We start from the raw sequence: 17,337 nt of genomic DNA on the forward strand, positions 1-17,337 counted from the left end.
CGCTCTGCGGCCTCTTATTCTATTCGCTTGCCTTCCACCAGTCGCTTCACCAGTGGTCCCATGATCAACTCCATCGCCAGCCCCATCTTTCCGCCCGGCACCACCAGCGTATTAATGTGCGAGATAAACGATCCCTGCAGCATCGCCAGCAGGTAAGGGAAGTCGATATCGTCCAGCGCCTGGAAGTGGATCACCACGAAACTCTCATCCAGTGACGGAATAGCACGGGCGGCAAACGGGTTCGAGGTATCCACCGTCGGCACGCGCTGGAAGTTAAGGTGAGTGCGCGAGAACTGTGGCGTAATGAAGTTGATGTAATCTTCCATCGAGCGCACCACCGAGTCCATCACCGCTTCCCGCGAATGGCCGCGTTCGCTGGTGTCACGCACCAGCTTCTGAATCCACTCCAGGTTGACAATTGGTACCACGCCGACCAGTAAATCGACATGCTCCGCCACGTTATGCTGGGCGGTCACCACGCCGCCGTGCAGTCCTTCGTAAAACAGAATATCGGTGTTTTGCGGCAGCGGCTGCCACGGCGTAAAGGTGCCCGGCACCTGATTCCACGGAACGGCTTCGTCATAGGTATGCAGGTATTTACGCGACTGGCCCTCACCGTTGAGCCCATACTGTTTAAAGCTCTGCTCCAGCAGGCCAAAGTCATTGGCTTCCGGACCGAAGTAACTGACATGACGGCCCAGATCGCGCGCTTTGCGAATCGCCATATCCATTTCCGGCCGGGTGAAGCGGTGAAAACTGTCGCCTTCCAGTTCGGCAGCGTGCAGATCGAGCTGCTGAAAGATTTTACGGAACGCGAGGCTGGTGGTGGTGGTTCCCGCGCCGCTGGAACCGGTGACGGCAATTATCGGATGGCGTGCAGACATAAAAAAGCTCCCTGTGAGGTCGGGCCATGGGCATTGTTACCATGAATTGCCGATCGGCGCATCAGCCGCGAAATTCTTTGCGCGGCATAATATTGACCGATTCATGCAGCTCCGACCACACCAGCACCACTTCACCGGTTTCCAGCTGGCGGCGGACGTCAGCCACTTTTTCGTTCAGGCTGCGCTCCTGCTCGCCGTAGTCGGTGCCTTCACGCAGCACGAAGGTTTCAATCAGATTTTCGAGGGTCTCAGGTGAGACCTGTTGCCAGGGAATAATCACAACGTCAGGTATCCAGAAAAGGGGTCATCCATTGGGGTATGCGCTGTTCAAGCCACATTTCGGGCTGGCGCAATGTCCCGCCGACAAAGCCAACGTGACCGCCGTGTGGGGTCAGCTGATAAGTAATAGTGGCAGATAATTGGCTGCTGTGCGGTATCACCTCATCACTCATGAACGGGTCATCTTTGGCATGAATGATCAGCAGCGGCTTAGCGACCTGTTTCAGCCAGGGCAGGGCGCTGGCACGCCGATAGTAATCAGCGGCATCGATAAAACCGTGGGCGCGAGCGGTGATCGCATCATCGAAGTCACGCAGACGCCGCAACGCTTTCAGTTGCGCCAGATTGACCGGCAAGGTTTCTGGCCAGGCGTGCAGTTTGCGCCGCGCATTCTTCTTTAGCTGGGCCAGCAGGTAGTATTGATAAAAGCGCGAGAAACCGCGCTCCAGTCTGATGCTGCACGGTTCCAGCATCAGCGGCGCAGAGACAATGACGCCGGCATCAACCGGCGCATCCGACCCCTGCTGGCCCAGCAGACAACCCAGCATATTGCCGCCCAGTGAAAAGCCCACCGCGACGGTCGGAACCCGGCCCCAGCGGGATTGCAGCCAGTGCAGGAAATAGCGCGCATCTTCGGTTTCGCCGGAGTGATAGATGCGGTTCTGCCGGTTAGGTTCGCCGCTGCAGCCGCGGAAATGCATCACCACCGCCAGCCAGCCACGCGCGCGGCAGATCGCCATCAGCCCGTGGATATAGGGGCTGTGGAAGCTGCCTTCCAGCCCGTGAAACAGCACTACCCGGGGTTTATGCAGCGCCCGCTGCGGATCTTCACTCCAGGCGAGATCGACAAAATCGCCATCGGGCAGATCGAGACGCTGCCAGTGCGGATCGACGTTGATCTGCCGCCGCAACAGACGGGGCAACACCGTTTGCAGATGGGCATTGCGCAGACCCGCTAACGGGATAAATTGATCGGTGTCGGGTCCGGTGAATTTCATTCGGTAAAAGCTTGTCTGATCCATATCACACTGTTAGCTTCGATAGGTTTTTTGCTTGCTGGGGGTGAGGAGCACCCGATTGCTATGGAACTCAGTCTTTTCTTGTCGATGTTAGGATTCCTTTGGGTCGCCGCGATCACGCCAGGCCCTAATAATATGTTACTTACCGCAGGCGGCGCCAATTTTGGCTTTCTGCGTACGCTTCCCCTGATGATTGGCATCATGATCGGCATGCAGGTGATGCTGCTGATGGTGGCGTTTGGCGTCGGCGGGCTGATTCTGCTCTATCCCTCGCTGCATCTGGTGCTGAAAATCGCCGGTAGCCTCTACCTGCTGTGGCTGGCCTGGAAAATTGCCACCGCCAGCTATGAAAAACTGGATACCGATCAGGTGCCGGTTAAACCGATGCCGTTCTGGCAGGGTGGCTTACTGCAGCTGATTAATCCCAAAGCCTGGCTGATGGCACTGGGCGCGGTCGCCAGCTTTAGTCTGGCTGGCGACGCCTATCGTCAATCGGTGATGGCGATCAGTCTCGGCATGTTTATCGTCAATCTGGTGTCCGGGCTGATCTGGATGGGCTTCGGCGCGATGATTGGCCGTATCTTACGCAGCCGCCGCGCCTGGAAAATCTTCAATATTTCAATGGGGCTGCTGACGGCGGCCTGCGTTCTGCTCATCTGGCACTGAGTTAACTGGAGGCGCGTTCGACGCGCCTCCAGGGCAATACCTCGCGGATCACCGGCGCGTGCGGCTGACGAATTTTCTGCAACAGCAGCTGCACGCTTCGCGCCCCGAGCTGATACATCGGTTGTTCGATGGTGGTCAGCGGCGGGTTCAGGCTGCGGGTAAATGGAATGCCGTCAAAACCGACCACCGCCAGATCTTCCGGCACCCGCAGTCCCGCCTCCAGCGCCGCATGAATCACGCCTACCGCCAGCACATCTGACACCGCAAATACCGCATCCGGCGGCTGCGGCAGCGCCAGTAACTGCTGCAAAGCCTGGCTGCCCGCTTCGGTGGAGATATCGCTGGCGTAGGCGACACCAGACCACTCAAGTCCCAGCGCACTTATCGCCTGACGGTAACCCTGTTCACGGTGATGTGAATAGAGATAGCGCATATCCCCGTTAACCAGCCCGATGCGTTTGCGGCCTTTGCCGGCCAGGTAGTGCACGGTATCGCGCGCCGCATCAAGATGATCAATGGTGACGGAGGAAGCCGGAATGGCGGGATCAAACTCCGAGCACTGCACCCAGGGTGCGCCCGCGATGATGTTCTGGAGATCCTGCAATCCTGAGGCCGCATCCATAGTGATGACGCCATCCACCACTTTGCCGGTCAGCAGCGTAAGGTAGGCGGCTTCGCGCTGGAGTTGCGACGCAGAGTGGCAGAGCAGGATGTGATAGCCGTGCAGCTCTGCTTCGGCCTCAATCCCCTGTACCACGCGCGAGCAGAATGGGTTGGTGATATCGGAAATCAACACCAGCAACATGTGACTTTGCGCGGTGCGCAGCTGCCGGGCTAATAAATTGGGCTGGTAGTCACAGGCGGCGATAGCCGACAGCACTTTCTCACGCGTATCGGGTTTGACGCCGGGATGGGCGTTGAGAACCCGCGACACCGTGGCTTTAGAGACGCCAGCCAGCTGAGCGACTTTCTCAATCGACATCGAACACAAAGACCTTTGCAGACAATAAACAGGAACGCATATCAATAACACAGGCCGAATGTGAGCGCCTGACATTTTTTGAGCTTCGGCTGTTTTTCAGCATTTGCGCTTTTTGACTTTGTTATGCAGATAGTGATCTAAGAACTTATTTCTATTAGGGATAATTTTTAATTCCTTGGTGAAACTATTCCCGCCAGAGACACTGCTGCCATCATAAAAAGGGTGGGGTAATAATCATGGCAGTCACAGCACGTTTAACGTTATTAGCCGCAGCGCTGGCGCTGCTGGCCTTCCGGGCAGACGCGGTCAATGTCACCGTGGCGTATCAGACGTCAGCCGAGCCAGCCAAAGTGGCGCAGGCTGACAACCGTTTCGCCAGCGAGAGTGGGGCCAGCGTCGACTGGCGCAAGTTTGACAGCGGCGCTGGCGTACTGCGGGCGCTGGCATCCGGCGACGTGCAGATTGGTAATATTGGCTCCAGCCCGCTGGCCGTAGCCGCGGCGCAGAAGCTGCCGATCGAAGCATTTCTGCTGGCTTCCCAGCTCGGTAACTCTGAGGCGCTGGTGGTGAAAAAGAGCATCGCCACGCCGCAGGATCTGATTGGTAAGCGCATCGCAGTGCCGTTCATTTCAACCACCCATTACAGCCTGCTGGCAGCGCTGAAACACTGGGGTATCAAGCCGTCGCAGGTGCAGCTGGTCAATCTGCAACCGCCCGCCATTATTGCCGCCTGGCAGCGCGGCGACATTGATGGTGCCTATGTCTGGGCGCCTGCCGTCAATGAACTGGAGAAAAACGGCAAGGTGTTAACCGATTCGGCGCAGGTGGGTAGCTGGGGATCGCCAACCCTCGACGTCTGGGTGGTGCGCAAAGACTTTGCTCAGCAGCATCCGGAGATCGTTACTGCGTTTGCCCGCAGCGCGCTGGCGGCTCAGCAAGCCTATCTCGACAATCCTGACAGCTGGCTGAAGCAGCCCGATAACCTCAGCAAACTGTCACGCCTGAGCGGCGTACCGGAAGCACAGGTGCCAGGCCTGGTGAAAGGCAACACCTACCTGACGGCGCAACAGCAGGTTGAGCAACTGGGCAAGCCGGTCAACAAGGCGATTGTCGACACGGCGCAGTTTCTGAAAGCGCAGGGCAGAGTGCCGCAGGCGGATAACGATTACAGCAGTTATGTCACCTCTCGCTTTGTTGAGCCGTTAGCCAAACCTTAAGGAGACGCCCATGCTACGCATCGCTCATCTGAATGCGCGTTATGCCGGGCAACCGGTGTTGCAGGATATCAATCTGCAGCTCGATCGCCGTGAACTGCTGGTGGTGCTGGGGCCGTCAGGCTGCGGCAAGACCACGCTGCTCAACCTGGTGGCCGGTTTTTTGCCGGTGGAGTCGGGCAGCATCACGCTGGATGACCAGCCGGTCACCGGACCGGGTGCTGAACGCGGCGTGGTCTTTCAGCATGAGGGTTTATTGCCGTGGCGTAACGTGCTGGATAACGTCGTCTTTGGATTGCAGCTGGCGGGCATGGCGCGTCAGGAGCGCGAAACTATCGCCCGCCGCCTGATCAGACAGGTCGGGCTGGAAGGGGCAGAAAAGCGGGCGATCTGGCAGCTGTCGGGCGGTCAGCGGCAGCGGGTGGGCATTGCGCGCGCGCTGGCGACCGATCCGCAACTGCTGCTGCTGGATGAACCCTTTGGCGCGCTCGATGCCTTTACCCGGGAGCAGATGCAGACCTTGTTACTGACGCTGTGGCGCGACAGCGGTAAACAGATCCTGCTGATCACCCACGATATTGAAGAAGCCATTTTCCTCGCCAGCGATCTGGTGCTGCTGTCGCCTGGACCTGGGCGGATTGTCGAGCGGCTCAGGCTCGATTTCGGTCAGCGCTTTGCCGATGGGGAGCCGTGCCGCAGTATCAAATCCGATCCGCAGTTTATTGCCCAGCGCGAGTATGTGCTGAGCCGGGTGTTTGAACAGCGGGAGGCGTTTGCATGAGTGCGTTAATCAACGACAAAACCCTGCCGGTGCGACGCCGGTTACGCTGGCCGTTTTCCACCCGATTCTCGTTAAGCGTGCTGAGCGTCATGCTGCTGTTGCTGCTGTGGTGGGGCGTGACCGCGCTGGGATTGATCGCGCCCCTGTTTTTACCGCCGCCGCAGCAGGTGTTCAGCAAACTACTGCTGATTGCCGGCCCGCAGGGCTTTATGGATGCCACGCTGTGGCAGCATCTGGCGGCCAGTCTGACCCGTATGCTGATCGCGCTGTTTGCTGCTGCGGCCATCGGGATTCCGGTCGGGATTCTGATGGGTCTCAGCCCGGTGGCGCGTGGCCTGCTTGATCCACTGATCGAGCTCTATCGTCCCATCCCGCCGCTGGCCTATCTGCCCTTGATGGTGATCTGGTTCGGCATTGGTGAAACCTCGAAAATTCTGCTGATTTACCTGGCCATTTTTGCGCCGGTGGCTCTCTCTACCCTGGCCGGCGTGCGCAATACCCAACAGGTGCGCATCCGGGCGGCGCAGTCGCTGGGCGCGACCCGCTGGCAACTGCTGCGCTGGGTGATCCTGCCTGGCGCGCTACCCGAAATCCTCACCGGGCTGCGCATCGGTCTGGGGGTTGGCTGGTCAACGCTGGTAGCGGCGGAGCTGATTGCGGCAACCCGTGGTCTCGGCTTTATGGTGCAGTCAGCCGGCGAGTTTCTCGCTACCGACGTGGTGCTGGCGGGCATCGCGGTCATCGCCCTGATTGCGTTTAGTTTAGAACTCGGCTTACGTGCCCTGCAGCGCCGTCTGACGCCGTGGAATGGAGAACAATCATGAATGAACGTCTGAATTTTCAACCGCTGGGTCCCTATATTGGTGCTCAGGTTTCTAACCTTGATGTTTCACGGCCGCTCAGCGATGCGCAGTTTGAACAGCTCTATCACGGTCTGCTGCGTCATCAGGTGCTGTTTCTGCGCGATCAGGTGATTACGCCGGAGCAGCACCGGGCGCTGGCAATCCGCTTTGGCGATTTGCACATTCATCCGGTCTATCCGCACGCCGACGGGGTTGAAGAGATCATCGTGCTGGATACGCATCAGGACAATCCGCCGGATAACGATAACTGGCATACCGACGTCACGTTTATCGAAACGCCACCGGCGATCGCGTTGCTGTCGTCAAAGGTGTTGCCGGAAGCGGGCGGTGACACGCTCTGGACCAGCGGCATTGCTGCGTATGAGGCGCTCTCAGCACCGTTTAAAACGCTGCTGGCTGGCCTGACCGCCGAGCACGATTTCAAAAAGTCTTTCCAGGAATATAAGTACCGCAAAACGGCAGAGGAGCATCAGCGCTGGCAGCAGGCGGTGGCGAAGCATCCGCCGGTGCAGCATCCGGTGATCCGCACCCATCCGGTCAGCGGCAAAAAGGCGCTGTTTGTGAATGAAGGCTTTACCACGCGGATTGTTGATCTGAGCGAGAAAGAGAGTGAGACGCTGCTGGGGTTCCTGTTCAGCCACGTCACTAAGCCGGAGTTCCAGGTGCGCTGGCGCTGGCAGCCGAACGATCTGGCTATCTGGGATAACCGGGTGACCCAGCATTACGCTAATGCCGATTATTATCCGGCGCGGCGGATCATGCAGCGGGCAACGGTTCTGGGGGATAAGCCGTTTTAAGACGCGGCGACGGAGGCGTTCTCCCCGATGAAGAGGAGAACGCCAGCCGTTTAACTGGCCAGCATCTGTTCTAGTTTTTCCTGCGCTTCCAGCCAGGCCATTTCGACCTCTTCCAGCGCGGACTTACTTTCCGCCTGGCGCTGCAGGGCGGCGGTCAGATCCGTTTTCCGGCTTTGCTCGTAAATGGCGCTGTCGGCCAGCTGATTTTCGGCTTCGGCCAGCTGTTTTTGCCATTGAGTCATCTGTTTTTCCAGCTTCTCAATCTCTTTGCGCAGCGGCTGCGTCTGGGTACGCAGTTCCGCATCGCGGCGCTTCTGGTCTTTACGCGCCTGGGCGCTGTTGCCGTTATCCAGCTTTGGCGGGGCATCCTGTTGCGCCTGCTGCTTCTGCAGATCGCTCAGCCACTGCTGGTAATCTTCGAGGTCGCCCTCAAACACATCCACTTTGCCATCATGCACCAGATAGAGATCGTCGGTGGTCGCACGTAACAGATGGCGATCGTGCGAGACCACCACCAGCGCACCTTCAAAATCGATCAGCGCTTCGGTCAGCGCCTGACGCATATCGAGATCGAGATGGTTGGTCGGTTCATCGAGCAGCAGCAGGTTAGGGCGCTGCCAGACAATCAGTGCCAGCACCAGGCGCGCTTTCTCACCGCCGGAGAAGCGCTCGGTGATCTCAGTGACTTTATCGCCACGGAAATCGAAGCCGCCGAGATAGTCGCGTAGCTGCTGTTCCAGCACGTTTGGCGCAATGCGCGACAGATGCTGCAGCGGTGACTCATCGGCCCGCAGGTATTCCAGCTGATGCTGCGCGAAATAACCGAGCTTGATCCCTTTCGCCAGCCCCATTTTGCCCTCCATCGCCTCCAGCTCACCCGCCAGCAGCTTAATCAGGGTCGATTTACCGGCACCGTTACGTCCCAGCAGCCCGATGCGCGAGCCTGGGACCAGGTTGAGCTTGATGGCGTCGAGAATAATACGTTCGCCATAACCCGCCGTGACCCTCTCCATCTTTATAAGCGGATTAGGCAGGTTCTCCGGCTTGCGGAAGGTAAATTTGAACGGGTTATCGACATGGGCAGGGGCGATCAGCTCCATGCGCTCCAGCATCTTGATGCGGCTCTGCGCCTGCTTCGCCTTGGTGGCCTGAGCACGGAAGCGATCAATGTAGCTGTGTAAATGCGCCACTTTCTCCTGCTGGCTCTCATACAGCGACTGCTGCTGAGCCAGCTTGGCGACGCGCTGCCGCTCAAAGGAGCTGTAGTTGCCGGTATATTCGAACATCGATTCCTGTTCGATATGGATAATTTTGTCGATGACCGGATCGAGGAAGTCACGGTCATGGGAGATCAGGATCAGCGTGCCTTCGTAGCTTTTCAGCCAGCGCTCCAGCCAGATCACCGCATCGAGATCGAGGTGGTTAGTCGGTTCATCAAGCAGCAGCAGATCGGAGCGGCAGATCAGCGCCTGCGCCAGGTTAAGGCGCATACGCCAGCCACCGGAAAAGTCGCTGACCGGACGCTGCAACTGCTCCTGACTGAAGCCCAGGCCGTGCAGCAGGCTGGCGGCGCGCGCATGGATGCTCCACGCCTGTACCGCATCGAGCTTGCCGTGCAGCAGGGCAATGGCATTGCCGTCGTCACGCTGGTTAGCGTCTGCCAGTTCCGCCTCAAGCTGGCGATACTCACGGTCCCCGTCAATCACATACTCCAGGGCCGGTTTACCCAGCGCTGGCGTCTCCTGATTAACCCAGGCCAGCGCCCAGTTGGACGGAAAAGTGACGGAGCCGGCGTCGCTGGTGATCTCACCTTTTAACAGCGACAGCAGCGTGGATTTACCACAGCCGTTTTTACCCACCAGACCGACCTTCTGGCCAGGATTGATGGTAGCGGTAGCGTTATCGAGCAGAACGCGGATGCCGCGGCGAATTTGTAAGGCAGAGAAGACAATCATGTAAGCGCCGTATCGTCAGAATATGTTAATTTACTGGCAACATAATGAGATTTTGCTGCGTCGTGCATGGTAGCGGAAAACCGCACCAATGACGACGCTTTGGAGGGAAAGGATGTCGCAACCACCCAGGGTTTTGCTGCTTTATGCTCATCCGGAATCGCAGGATTCGATCGCCAATCGAATTTTACTGCAGCCGGCTCAGGCACTGGAACATGTCACGGTGCACGATCTCTACGCGGCCTATCCCGATTTTTTCATCGACATTCATCATGAACAACAGCTGCTGCGCGACCATGAGGTGATCATTTTCCAGCATCCGCTCTACACCTACAGCTGTCCGGCACTGCTGAAAGAGTGGCTGGATCGGGTGCTGTCACGCGGCTTTGCCAACGGTGTCGATGGCAATGCGCTGGAAGGTAAATACTGGCGCAGCGTGGTCACCACCGGCGAACCGGAAAGCGCCTTTAAGCACCACGGTCTGAATCGCTATTCGATGAACGACATTATGCGGCCTTTCGAACTGACGGCGCAGATGTGTCGCATGCACTGGATGCCACCGATGGTGGTCTACTGGGCGCGCCGTCAGAATCCCGATTTAATGAAAAATTATGCCCGCGCTTATGGTGACTGGCTGGCAGCACCGCTGCCGAATGGAGGGGTGTAAATGGAAGGACAAACGCTGCTGACCGCGGGGGTAATCTACCTGGTGGCGGCGGTACTGATCGTCCCGGTGGCGGCTCGCCTCGGTATTGGTGCCGTTCTGGGCTATCTGGTGGCGGGTATTGCCATCGGCCCGTGGGGATTAGGGTTTATCAGCGACGTTGATGAGATCCTGCACTTCTCTGAGCTCGGTGTGGTGTTTCTGATGTTTATCATCGGGCTGGAACTGAATCCGGCCAAGCTGTGGGCGCTGCGTCGTTCAATCTTTGGCGTCGGCGCGGCACAGGTCATCTTCTCGGCGGCGATTCTGGGCGGCTTATTGTGGCTGACCGACTTTAGCTGGCAGGCGGCGGTGATTGGCGGGATAGGCCTGGCGATGTCCTCTACCGCCATGGCGTTACAGCTGATGATGGATAAAGGCATGAACCGCAGCGAATCGGGCCAGCTCGGCTTTTCGGTGCTGCTGTTTCAGGATATCGCGGTGATCCCGGCGCTGGCGTTGATTCCGCTGCTGGCGGGCACCGATAGCGGCCATATCGACTGGATGAAGGTTGGCATGAAGGTGCTGGCCTTTGCCGGCATGCTGGTGGGCGGCCGCTATCTGTTACGGCCGATCTTCCGTTATATCGCGGCTTCCGGCGTGCGCGAAGTGTTTACCGCCGCCTCGCTGTTGCTGGTGCTGGGCTCGGCGCTGTTTATGGACGCGCTCGGCCTGTCGATGGCGCTCGGGACCTTCATCGCCGGGATCCTGCTGGCGGAGAGTGAATATCGGCACGAGCTGGAAGTCGCCATCGATCCATTTAAAGGGCTGCTGCTTGGACTGTTCTTTATTTCGGTGGGGATGGCGCTCAACCTGGGTGTGCTCTATACCCATATTATGACCATCCTGCTCGGCGTGCTGACGCTGGTGGTGGTAAAAACGCTGGTGCTCTATGTGCTGGCGCGGGTCTACGGTCTGCGCAGCTCCGAACGCCAGCAGTTTGCCGGGGTACTGAGCCAGGGTGGCGAATTTGCCTTTGTGCTGTTTTCCGCCGCTGCCTCGGCGAAGCTGTTTTCCGGCGATCAGCTGCCGATGCTGCTGGTGACGGTGACGCTGTCGATGATGACCACGCCGCTGCTGATGCAGGGGATTGATCGCCTGCTGGCGCGCCGTTTCAATGAGCCGGACGACGAGGCGGAAAAACCGTTCGTCGAGGACGATCAGCCGCAGGTGATTGTGGTGGGCTTTGGTCGATTCGGGCAGGTCGTGGGCCGTTTGCTGATGGCGAACCATAGCCGTATCACCGTACTGGAGCGCGATATCAGCGTCGTTAGCCTGATGCGGAAATATGGCTATAAGGTTTATTATGGCGACGCGACTGAACTGGAACTGTTACGCGCCGCCGGGGCCGCCAGCGCGCAGTCGATCGTGATTACCTGTAACGAACCTGAAGATGCGATGACGATCGTGCATTTATGTCAGCAGCATTTTCCCCATCTGCAGATCCTGGCGCGTGCCCGTGGCCGTGTTGAAGCACACGAGTTGTTGCAGGCGGGAGTCACCCAGTTCTCGCGTGAGACTTTCTCCAGCGCGCTGGAACTGGGACGTAAGACGCTGATGTCACTGGGCATGCATCCGCATCAGGCGCATCGCGCCCAGCAGCATTTCCGTCGGCTGGATATGCGTATGCTGCGTGAGCTGATGCCGAATCTCACTGACAGTGCGCAGGTTTCACGCGTCCGTGAAGCGCGGCGTGAACTGGAGGATATCTTCCAGCGGGAAATGCAGCAGGAGAAGCGGCAGCTGGATGGCTGGGATGATGATGAATAACGTGATTAAACAGGCGAAATATCATGCGTAAACGTTTTATTGCCGGTGCGACCTGTCCGCACTGCCAGGAAAAAGACACGCTGGCGATGTGGCGTGAAAACAATGTCGATGTGGTGGAGTGCGTTAAGTGCGGCCACCAGATGCGTGAGGCTGATAAGCAGGCGCGCGATAAGGTTCGCACTAACGAGCAGGTTATCGGAATTTTCCATCCTGAGTAGCGTAATGGCTCAGCTTTTTTTAAGCTTAAACTTACAGCGGGATTGAATTCCGTTACAATTGACGCCATTAACGCTGAGGTCGCAAGAGAAAAGGTTAACCCCTCTTGCACTCAGCCCCGAACCTTTCTGGTTGGTGTTATTGCACGCAAGAATAGACCAATGAGACGGGATCTCAGCTCTCAACGGTTAGGAGATATCATGAAAGTAGCAAAAGACCTGGTGGTAAGCCTGGCCTATCAGGTACGTACAGAAGACGGCGTGTTAGTTGACGAGTCATCGGTGAGTGCACCGTTAGACTATCTGCACGGTCATGGTTCCCTGATTTCTGGTCTGGAAAATGCGCTGGAAAACCACGTAGCAGGCGACAAGTTTGACGTGCATATCCCGGCGAACGACGCGTACGGCCAGTACGATGACAACCTGGTGCAGCGTGTACCGAAAGACGTCTTTATGGGCGTTGACGAACTGCAGGTTGGCATGCGCTTCCTGGCAGAAACCGATCAGGGCCCGGTACCGGTAGAAATTACCGAAGTGGAAGACGATCACGTCGTGGTTGATGGTAACCACATGCTGGCGGGTCAGAACCTGAACTTCAACGTTGAAGTGGTTGCGATTCGTGAAGCCACACCGGAAGAACTGGCCCATGGTCACGTTCACGGTGCAGATGGCCATCATCACGACCACGACCATGATCACGGTCATGACCACGACCACGACCATGGTAAAGGCGGTTGCGGTACGGGCGGTTGTGGCTGCAGCCACTAAGTCTGAGTATCCGCTTCAGGGCCACCTTCGGGTGGCCTTTCTTTTGGCTGCAGCGCACGGGTTTACCTGTCAGGATGCGCCGGCGGCAAATTAATAGTGCGGCGGCGGCGTCTCTTCAGACTGTGACGCGACCATCGACGGTGCGTTAGCTTTGAGCTTGTCAGTCAGAATACGCATCTGCTCACGCATCTTATTCATCTCCAGTTCGTGCTGAACCACTGCGCTGTTTAACTGCTCAATGGTCATCTCCTGAAAGGCCAGTTTGCTCTCTAACGTCTCCAGACGCTGTTCCCACTCAGATTGTTGCATGACCTGTTCCTCTGTTAAGGTGCGACTCGGGCGTGATTCTACGGCCTGGCAGCAAAGAATCACCTGATTTTTAAACTATCTGTGGCGTCTCGCTTGAAAAAGCGCAGCGCGGCATCATCTCTGATGAAACTTCCTGATGCAAAAAAGGTCGGAGGTTAACCGGGTAATTACATTGTGGTAGTGTTCGCCACTGCCACGTAAAGTTATAGTGTGGACTCTGAAGTCCGCAATGATTCCCGAGGTTAGACGCTTCGGTTTTGGAGAATGGATGAAATCACTGTTTAAAGTCACATTGTTAGCTACCACTATGGCCGTTGCGCTGAATGCTCCGCTGACCATGGCGGCAGAAACGGCTGCTGCACCGGCAACGGCTGCTGCGCCACAGTCTGCTCCTCAGGCACCGAAAAATGCTGCCTTCAAAGATGAAGACCAGCAATCTGCCTACGCGCTGGGTGCCTCGCTGGGTCGCTACATGGACAACTCCCTGAAGGAACAGGAAAAACTGGGCATCAAACTGGATAAGCAACAGCTGATTGCCGGTGTTCAGGATGCGTTTGGCGGCAAGAGCAAGCTCTCTGATGAAGAGATCGAGCAGACGCTGCAGGCGTTTGAAGGCCGCGTGAAAGGCGCAGCTTCCGCGAAAATGGAAAAAGATGCGAAAGAGAACGCCGAAAAGGGTGACGCTTACGCAACCAAATTCGCGAAAGAGAGCGGCGTGAAGAAAACCGAAAGCGGCCTGCTGTATAAAGTCGAGAAAGAAGGGACCGGCGACGCCCCTACCGATAGCGATACGGTTGTTGTGAACTACAAAGGTACGCTGATCGACGGTACCGAGTTCGATAACTCCTATACCCGTGGTGAGCCGCTCTCCTTCCGTCTGGATGGTGTGATTCCGGGCTGGACTGAAGGTCTGAAGCATGTGAAGAAAGGCGGTAAGATTAAGCTGGTGATCCCACCACAGCTGGCTTACGGCAAAAATGGCGTTCCGGGTATCCCGGCTAACTCCACGCTGGTGTTTGATGTCGAGCTGCTTGATATCAAACCGGCCCCTAAAGCAGACGAAAAAGCGCAGGCACCTGCTGCTGACGCGAAAAAAGCACAGTAATCTGCTCACCGCCGCCTTCGGGCGGCGGTTTCATTTCTGCGTCATGACAAACCACTGGCATAAGCCGACGACATTTGCCAGACTAGCGCCTGCCTAATTATCCCAATATTGAGTCTGCCCATAAGCCGCTGTGACAGGCTCCAGCCATTCAGGGTGATCTCTTCAATGTCTAATCCATTCAATCCCGGTGAACTGAGCGACTTCGATCTGCTGGAGCAGCGCCCGTTCGAGCAAACAGATTACGATATTCTGAAATCATACGAGGCTGTCGTCGATGGTCTGGCGATGCTGATCGGTTCACACTGTGAAATTGTCCTGCACTCGCTGGAAGATCTGAAATGTTCCGCGGTGCGTATCGCCAATGGTGAGCACACCGGCCGTAAGGTGGGATCGCCGATTACCGACCTGGCGTTGCGGATGTTACATGACATGCACGGCGCCGACAGTAACGTCTCGCGCGCCTACTTTACCCGCGCCAAAAGCGGCGTGCTGATGAAGTCGGTCACTATTGCGATCCGTAACCGGCAGCAGCGGGTGATTGGCCTGCTCTGTATCAACATGAACCTGGATGTGCCGTTCTCTCAGATTATGTCGACCTTTATGCCGCCGGAGATGCAGCAGGTTGACTCCAGCGTCAACTTTGCCAGTTCCGTTGATGACCTGGTGATGCAGACGCTGGAGTTCACGATTGAAGAGGTGAGCGCTGACCGCAATGTGTCCAACAACGCCAAGAATCGCCAGATTGTGCTGAATCTGTATGAGAAGGGCATCTTCGATATTAAAGATGCAATTAACCAGGTTGCCGATCGGCTCAACATTTCGAAGCACACGGTCTATCTCTACATTCGCCAGTTCAAAAACGGTGATTTTCAAGGGCAGGATCGGTAATGCGCTACACCTTACTGGTTACCGGTCCGGCTTACGGCACGCAGCAGGCGACCAGTGCCTTGCTGTTTGCCCACGCGCTGCTGGCGGAAGGTCATCAGCTTGAGAGCGTCTTCTTCTATCGCGAAGGCGTGCTGAATGCAAACCAACTGACCGCACCGGCCAGTGATGAATATGATGTGGTTCGGGCCTGGCAGGCACTGCATCAGCAGCAGGGCGTGGCGCTTAATATCTGTGTGGCGGCTGCGCTGCGTCGTGGCGTGACGGATGAACAGGAGGCGGCACGCCTGCAACTGCCCGCCAGTAATCTCCAGCCCGGCTTTACGCTGAGCGGGCTGGGTGCGCTGGCCGAAGCCGCGTTAGGCTGCGAACGTCTGGTGCAATTCTGATGAATCGAGTGGCTTTTGTCTTTACCCGCGCACCGCATGGCAGCAGCGCAGGACGTGAAGGGCTGGATGCCGCGCTGGCAACCGGTGCGCTGAGCGAGGATATCGGATTATTTTTCATTGGCGATGGCGTGCTGCAGCTCAATTCACAGCAGCAGCCCGACGCGATTGCCAGTCGTCACTATGCGCCGACCTTTGGCGTGCTGGCGCTGTATGACATCGATCACTGCTATCTCTGTCGGGCGTCGCTGGCCGCGCGTGGAATGCAGGTTGACGCCGACCGGGTAATGGATGTTACGCTATTGTCTGCGCTGGAACTGCGTCAGACACTGGCCGGTTACGATCGCATTCTTACCTTTTAGAGGCTTTTCATGCTGCACACGCTCCTGCATTCACCGGCCTACAGCGATCTTGAGACGCTGCTGTTAATGGCTGGCGCGGATGACGACATACTGCTGTTGCAGGATGGCGTGCTTGCCGCTTTAGCCGGAAGCCGGGCGCTGCAACAGCTTTCAGCCTGTGCGGCAGCACTGTGGGTGCTGGAAGAAGATGTTCGCGCCCGCGGCCTGGCTGGACAAATTTCAACCAATGTGCGTCCGGTGGACTATACTGGTTTCGTCGCACTGACGGTAAAGCATCCACAACAAATGACCTGGTAATCGTCTAAAACCTGGTTATTTCTTGACACCCTTTTGACGCAGCCCTAAAATTCTGCCTCCTCGTAATTCTACGAGGCGATTTATTACGTGTTTACGAAGCAAAAGCAAATCCAGGAGCTATTTAATGGCAACAGTTAACCAGCTGGTTCGCAAACCACGCGTCCGCAAAGTTGCAAAGAGCAACGTGCCGGCGCTGGAAGCTTGCCCGCAAAAACGTGGCGTTTGTACTCGTGTGTACACCACCACTCCTAAAAAACCAAACTCAGCACTGCGTAAAGTTTGCCGTGTGCGTTTGACTAACGGTTTTGAAGTTACCTCCTACATTGGTGGTGAAGGTCACAACCTGCAGGAACACTCCGTGATCCTCATCCGTGGCGGTCGTGTAAAAGACCTGCCAGGTGTGCGTTACCACACCGTTCGTGGCGCGCTTGACTGCTCAGGTGTTAAAGACCGTAAGCAGGCTCGCTCCAAGTACGGCGTGAAGAAGCCAAAGGCTTAATGGTTCTCCGTTAAGTAAGGCCAAACGTTTTAAATTAAATGTCAAAATAAACTCATAGAGTTTTGGACAATCCTGAATTAACAACGGAGTATTTCCATGCCACGTCGTCGCGTCATTGGTCAGCGTAAAATTCTGCCAGATCCTAAGTTCGGATCAGAGCTGCTGGCCAAATTTGTAAATATCCTGATGGTAGATGGTAAAAAATCTACTGCAGAATCAATCGTTTATACCGCGCTTGAGACCCTGGCTCAGCGTTCAGGTAAAAACGCGCTGGAATCTTTTGAAGTAGCCCTGGAAAACGTGCGTCCGACTGTCGAAGTTAAGTCACGTCGCGTTGGTGGTTCTACTTATCAGGTACCAGTTGAAGTCCGTCCGGTTCGTCGTAATGCTCTGGCAATGCGCTGGATCGTAGATGCTGCTCGTAAACGCGGTGATAAATCAATGGCTCTTCGCCTGGCGAACGAACTTTCTGATGCTGCAGAGAACAAAGGTACAGCAGTTAAGAAACGTGAAGACGTTCACCGCATGGCAGAAGCCAACAAGGCGTTCGCACACTACCGTTGGTAATCACCACGTAGATGTTAAACCAGCGGGCGCTCAA

General features: G+C 56.7%; 22 protein-coding genes. 16 read left to right on the forward strand and 6 right to left on the reverse strand.

From position 1 onward, the window contains the following. Positions 1 to 14: 14 nt before the first annotated feature. From LZU96_RS02370 to LZU96_RS02380, 3 genes are all read right to left on the reverse strand, one after another. Positions 15 to 884, reverse strand: coding sequence for a phosphoribulokinase (locus LZU96_RS02370; protein WP_233986939.1), 870 nt, complete (start codon positions 882 to 884; stop codon positions 15 to 17). 61 nt (positions 885 to 945) lie between these two features. Beyond that, positions 946 to 1,164, reverse strand: a complete 219-nt coding sequence (locus LZU96_RS02375) for a YheU family protein (protein WP_094120254.1) — start codon at positions 1,162 to 1,164, stop codon at positions 946 to 948. Between the two features lie 4 nt (positions 1,165 to 1,168). Further along, complete coding sequence (locus tag LZU96_RS02380; protein ID WP_233986940.1) at positions 1,169 to 2,185, reverse strand: hydrolase; 1,017 nt, start codon at positions 2,183 to 2,185, stop codon at positions 1,169 to 1,171. Positions 2,186 to 2,245: 60 nt separating this feature from the next. On the opposite strand from LZU96_RS02380, the gene LZU96_RS02385 reads away from it, so the two are divergent. After that, entirely contained in the window at positions 2,246 to 2,848 is a 603-nt protein-coding gene (locus tag LZU96_RS02385) for a LysE family translocator (protein WP_233986941.1), read from the forward strand. A gap of 1 nt (position 2,849) precedes the next feature. Here the strand turns inward: LZU96_RS02385 and LZU96_RS02390 are convergent, their stop codons facing one another. Then, positions 2,850 to 3,830: a LacI family DNA-binding transcriptional regulator gene (locus LZU96_RS02390; RefSeq protein ID WP_233986942.1), complete on the reverse strand. Its 981-nt coding sequence runs from the start codon at positions 3,828 to 3,830 to the stop codon at positions 2,850 to 2,852. Between the two features lie 236 nt (positions 3,831 to 4,066). Here LZU96_RS02390 and tauA point away from each other — a divergent pair, with 236 nt between their 5' ends. From tauA to tauD, 4 genes are read left to right on the forward strand one after another with little or no spacing between them, the layout of a single operon-like run. Beyond that, on the forward strand, positions 4,067 to 5,047 hold the full coding sequence (gene tauA / locus LZU96_RS02395; RefSeq protein WP_233986943.1) for a taurine ABC transporter substrate-binding protein: 981 nt from the start codon (positions 4,067 to 4,069) through the stop codon (positions 5,045 to 5,047). Positions 5,048 to 5,057: 10 nt separating this feature from the next. Beyond that, positions 5,058 to 5,825, forward strand: coding sequence for a taurine ABC transporter ATP-binding subunit (tauB, locus tag LZU96_RS02400; RefSeq protein WP_233986944.1), 768 nt, complete (start codon positions 5,058 to 5,060; stop codon positions 5,823 to 5,825). Next, positions 5,822 to 6,649: a taurine ABC transporter permease TauC gene (tauC, locus tag LZU96_RS02405; protein WP_233986945.1), complete on the forward strand. Its 828-nt coding sequence runs from the start codon at positions 5,822 to 5,824 to the stop codon at positions 6,647 to 6,649. The genes tauB and tauC overlap by 4 nt, the downstream gene beginning before the upstream one ends. After that, the gene (gene tauD, locus LZU96_RS02410; protein ID WP_233986946.1) at positions 6,646 to 7,485 is read left to right on the forward strand and encodes a taurine dioxygenase; all 840 of its coding nucleotides are present in this window, start codon (positions 6,646 to 6,648) and stop codon (positions 7,483 to 7,485) included. The genes tauC and tauD overlap by 4 nt, the downstream gene beginning before the upstream one ends. Positions 7,486 to 7,535: 50 nt before the next feature. Here tauD and LZU96_RS02415 read toward each other — a convergent pair whose 3' ends face one another. Continuing rightward, entirely contained in the window at positions 7,536 to 9,440 is a 1,905-nt protein-coding gene (locus LZU96_RS02415) for an ABC transporter ATP-binding protein (protein ID WP_233986947.1), read from the reverse strand. Between the two features lie 112 nt (positions 9,441 to 9,552). On the opposite strand from LZU96_RS02415, the gene kefG reads away from it, so the two are divergent. The 4 genes from kefG to slyD all read left to right on the forward strand — a co-directional run bounded on the left by kefG (position 9,553) and on the right by slyD (position 12,893). Continuing rightward, positions 9,553 to 10,104, forward strand: coding sequence for a glutathione-regulated potassium-efflux system ancillary protein KefG (kefG, locus tag LZU96_RS02420; RefSeq protein WP_233986948.1), 552 nt, complete (start codon positions 9,553 to 9,555; stop codon positions 10,102 to 10,104). Continuing rightward, entirely contained in the window at positions 10,105 to 11,910 is a 1,806-nt protein-coding gene (kefB, locus tag LZU96_RS02425) for a glutathione-regulated potassium-efflux system protein KefB (protein WP_233986949.1), read from the forward strand. A gap of 23 nt (positions 11,911 to 11,933) precedes the next feature. Then, positions 11,934 to 12,128 carry a YheV family putative zinc ribbon protein gene (locus LZU96_RS02430; protein ID WP_233986950.1) on the forward strand — a complete coding sequence of 65 codons (195 nt, stop codon included), beginning with the start codon at positions 11,934 to 11,936 and terminating at the stop codon, positions 12,126 to 12,128. Between the two features lie 198 nt (positions 12,129 to 12,326). Continuing rightward, the gene (slyD, locus tag LZU96_RS02435; RefSeq protein WP_233986951.1) at positions 12,327 to 12,893 is read left to right on the forward strand and encodes a peptidylprolyl isomerase; all 567 of its coding nucleotides are present in this window, start codon (positions 12,327 to 12,329) and stop codon (positions 12,891 to 12,893) included. A gap of 90 nt (positions 12,894 to 12,983) precedes the next feature. Here the strand turns inward: slyD and LZU96_RS02440 are convergent, their stop codons facing one another. Continuing rightward, entirely contained in the window at positions 12,984 to 13,202 is a 219-nt protein-coding gene (locus tag LZU96_RS02440) for a SlyX family protein (protein ID WP_013359251.1), read from the reverse strand. A 268-nt stretch (positions 13,203 to 13,470) separates the two neighbouring features. On the opposite strand from LZU96_RS02440, the gene fkpA reads away from it, so the two are divergent. From fkpA to rpsG, 7 genes are all read left to right on the forward strand, one after another. Beyond that, complete coding sequence (fkpA, locus tag LZU96_RS02445; RefSeq protein WP_233986952.1) at positions 13,471 to 14,307, forward strand: FKBP-type peptidyl-prolyl cis-trans isomerase; 837 nt, start codon at positions 13,471 to 13,473, stop codon at positions 14,305 to 14,307. A gap of 165 nt (positions 14,308 to 14,472) precedes the next feature. Continuing rightward, positions 14,473 to 15,195, forward strand: coding sequence for a helix-turn-helix transcriptional regulator (locus LZU96_RS02450; protein ID WP_009087612.1), 723 nt, complete (start codon positions 14,473 to 14,475; stop codon positions 15,193 to 15,195). Continuing rightward, positions 15,195 to 15,581 (forward strand): sulfurtransferase complex subunit TusD, encoded by a 387-nt coding sequence (gene tusD / locus LZU96_RS02455; RefSeq protein ID WP_233986953.1) that lies wholly within the window; start codon positions 15,195 to 15,197, stop codon positions 15,579 to 15,581. The genes LZU96_RS02450 and tusD overlap by 1 nt, the downstream gene beginning before the upstream one ends. Beyond that, positions 15,581 to 15,940, forward strand: a complete 360-nt coding sequence (gene tusC / locus LZU96_RS02460; protein ID WP_233986954.1) for a sulfurtransferase complex subunit TusC — start codon at positions 15,581 to 15,583, stop codon at positions 15,938 to 15,940. The genes tusD and tusC overlap by 1 nt, the downstream gene beginning before the upstream one ends. 9 nt (positions 15,941 to 15,949) lie before the next feature. Continuing rightward, positions 15,950 to 16,237, forward strand: coding sequence for a sulfurtransferase complex subunit TusB (tusB, locus tag LZU96_RS02465; RefSeq protein ID WP_233986955.1), 288 nt, complete (start codon positions 15,950 to 15,952; stop codon positions 16,235 to 16,237). Between the two features lie 124 nt (positions 16,238 to 16,361). After that, complete coding sequence (gene rpsL, locus LZU96_RS02470; RefSeq protein ID WP_003852912.1) at positions 16,362 to 16,736, forward strand: 30S ribosomal protein S12; 375 nt, start codon at positions 16,362 to 16,364, stop codon at positions 16,734 to 16,736. A gap of 96 nt (positions 16,737 to 16,832) precedes the next feature. Next, complete coding sequence (gene rpsG, locus LZU96_RS02475) at positions 16,833 to 17,303, forward strand: 30S ribosomal protein S7 (protein WP_003852909.1); 471 nt, start codon at positions 16,833 to 16,835, stop codon at positions 17,301 to 17,303. Positions 17,304 to 17,337 lie beyond the last annotated feature (34 nt).

Source organism: Pantoea agglomerans, from assembly GCF_021397715.1.
Classification (GTDB): Bacteria; Pseudomonadota; Gammaproteobacteria; order Enterobacterales; family Enterobacteriaceae; genus Pantoea; species Pantoea astica.

What these genes read in the sequence shown, in the direction of transcription:
- LZU96_RS02415 (WP_233986947.1), bottom strand. Translation starts at nt 9,440, where the DNA reads ATGATTGTCTTCTCTGCCTTACAAATTCGCCGCGGCATCCGCGTTCTG.
- tusB (WP_233986955.1), top strand. Translation starts at nt 15,950, where the DNA reads ATGCTGCACACGCTCCTGCATTCACCGGCCTACAGCGATCTTGAGACG.
- rpsL (WP_003852912.1), top strand. Translation starts at nt 16,362, where the DNA reads ATGGCAACAGTTAACCAGCTGGTTCGCAAACCACGCGTCCGCAAAGTT.
- LZU96_RS02390 (WP_233986942.1), bottom strand. Translation starts at nt 3,830, where the DNA reads ATGTCGATTGAGAAAGTCGCTCAGCTGGCTGGCGTCTCTAAAGCCACG.
- fkpA (WP_233986952.1), top strand. Translation starts at nt 13,471, where the DNA reads ATGAAATCACTGTTTAAAGTCACATTGTTAGCTACCACTATGGCCGTT.
- LZU96_RS02450 (WP_009087612.1), top strand. Translation starts at nt 14,473, where the DNA reads ATGTCTAATCCATTCAATCCCGGTGAACTGAGCGACTTCGATCTGCTG.
- tauA (WP_233986943.1), top strand. Translation starts at nt 4,067, where the DNA reads ATGGCAGTCACAGCACGTTTAACGTTATTAGCCGCAGCGCTGGCGCTG.
- LZU96_RS02385 (WP_233986941.1), top strand. Translation starts at nt 2,246, where the DNA reads ATGGAACTCAGTCTTTTCTTGTCGATGTTAGGATTCCTTTGGGTCGCC.
- tusC (WP_233986954.1), top strand. Translation starts at nt 15,581, where the DNA reads ATGAATCGAGTGGCTTTTGTCTTTACCCGCGCACCGCATGGCAGCAGC.
- tusD (WP_233986953.1), top strand. Translation starts at nt 15,195, where the DNA reads ATGCGCTACACCTTACTGGTTACCGGTCCGGCTTACGGCACGCAGCAG.
- tauC (WP_233986945.1), top strand. Translation starts at nt 5,822, where the DNA reads ATGAGTGCGTTAATCAACGACAAAACCCTGCCGGTGCGACGCCGGTTA.
- rpsG (WP_003852909.1), top strand. Translation starts at nt 16,833, where the DNA reads ATGCCACGTCGTCGCGTCATTGGTCAGCGTAAAATTCTGCCAGATCCT.
- LZU96_RS02430 (WP_233986950.1), top strand. Translation starts at nt 11,934, where the DNA reads ATGCGTAAACGTTTTATTGCCGGTGCGACCTGTCCGCACTGCCAGGAA.
- tauB (WP_233986944.1), top strand. Translation starts at nt 5,058, where the DNA reads ATGCTACGCATCGCTCATCTGAATGCGCGTTATGCCGGGCAACCGGTG.
- kefB (WP_233986949.1), top strand. Translation starts at nt 10,105, where the DNA reads ATGGAAGGACAAACGCTGCTGACCGCGGGGGTAATCTACCTGGTGGCG.
- kefG (WP_233986948.1), top strand. Translation starts at nt 9,553, where the DNA reads ATGTCGCAACCACCCAGGGTTTTGCTGCTTTATGCTCATCCGGAATCG.
- LZU96_RS02440 (WP_013359251.1), bottom strand. Translation starts at nt 13,202, where the DNA reads ATGCAACAATCTGAGTGGGAACAGCGTCTGGAGACGTTAGAGAGCAAA.
- slyD (WP_233986951.1), top strand. Translation starts at nt 12,327, where the DNA reads ATGAAAGTAGCAAAAGACCTGGTGGTAAGCCTGGCCTATCAGGTACGT.
- LZU96_RS02380 (WP_233986940.1), bottom strand. Translation starts at nt 2,185, where the DNA reads ATGGATCAGACAAGCTTTTACCGAATGAAATTCACCGGACCCGACACC.
- tauD (WP_233986946.1), top strand. Translation starts at nt 6,646, where the DNA reads ATGAATGAACGTCTGAATTTTCAACCGCTGGGTCCCTATATTGGTGCT.
- LZU96_RS02370 (WP_233986939.1), bottom strand. Translation starts at nt 884, where the DNA reads ATGTCTGCACGCCATCCGATAATTGCCGTCACCGGTTCCAGCGGCGCG.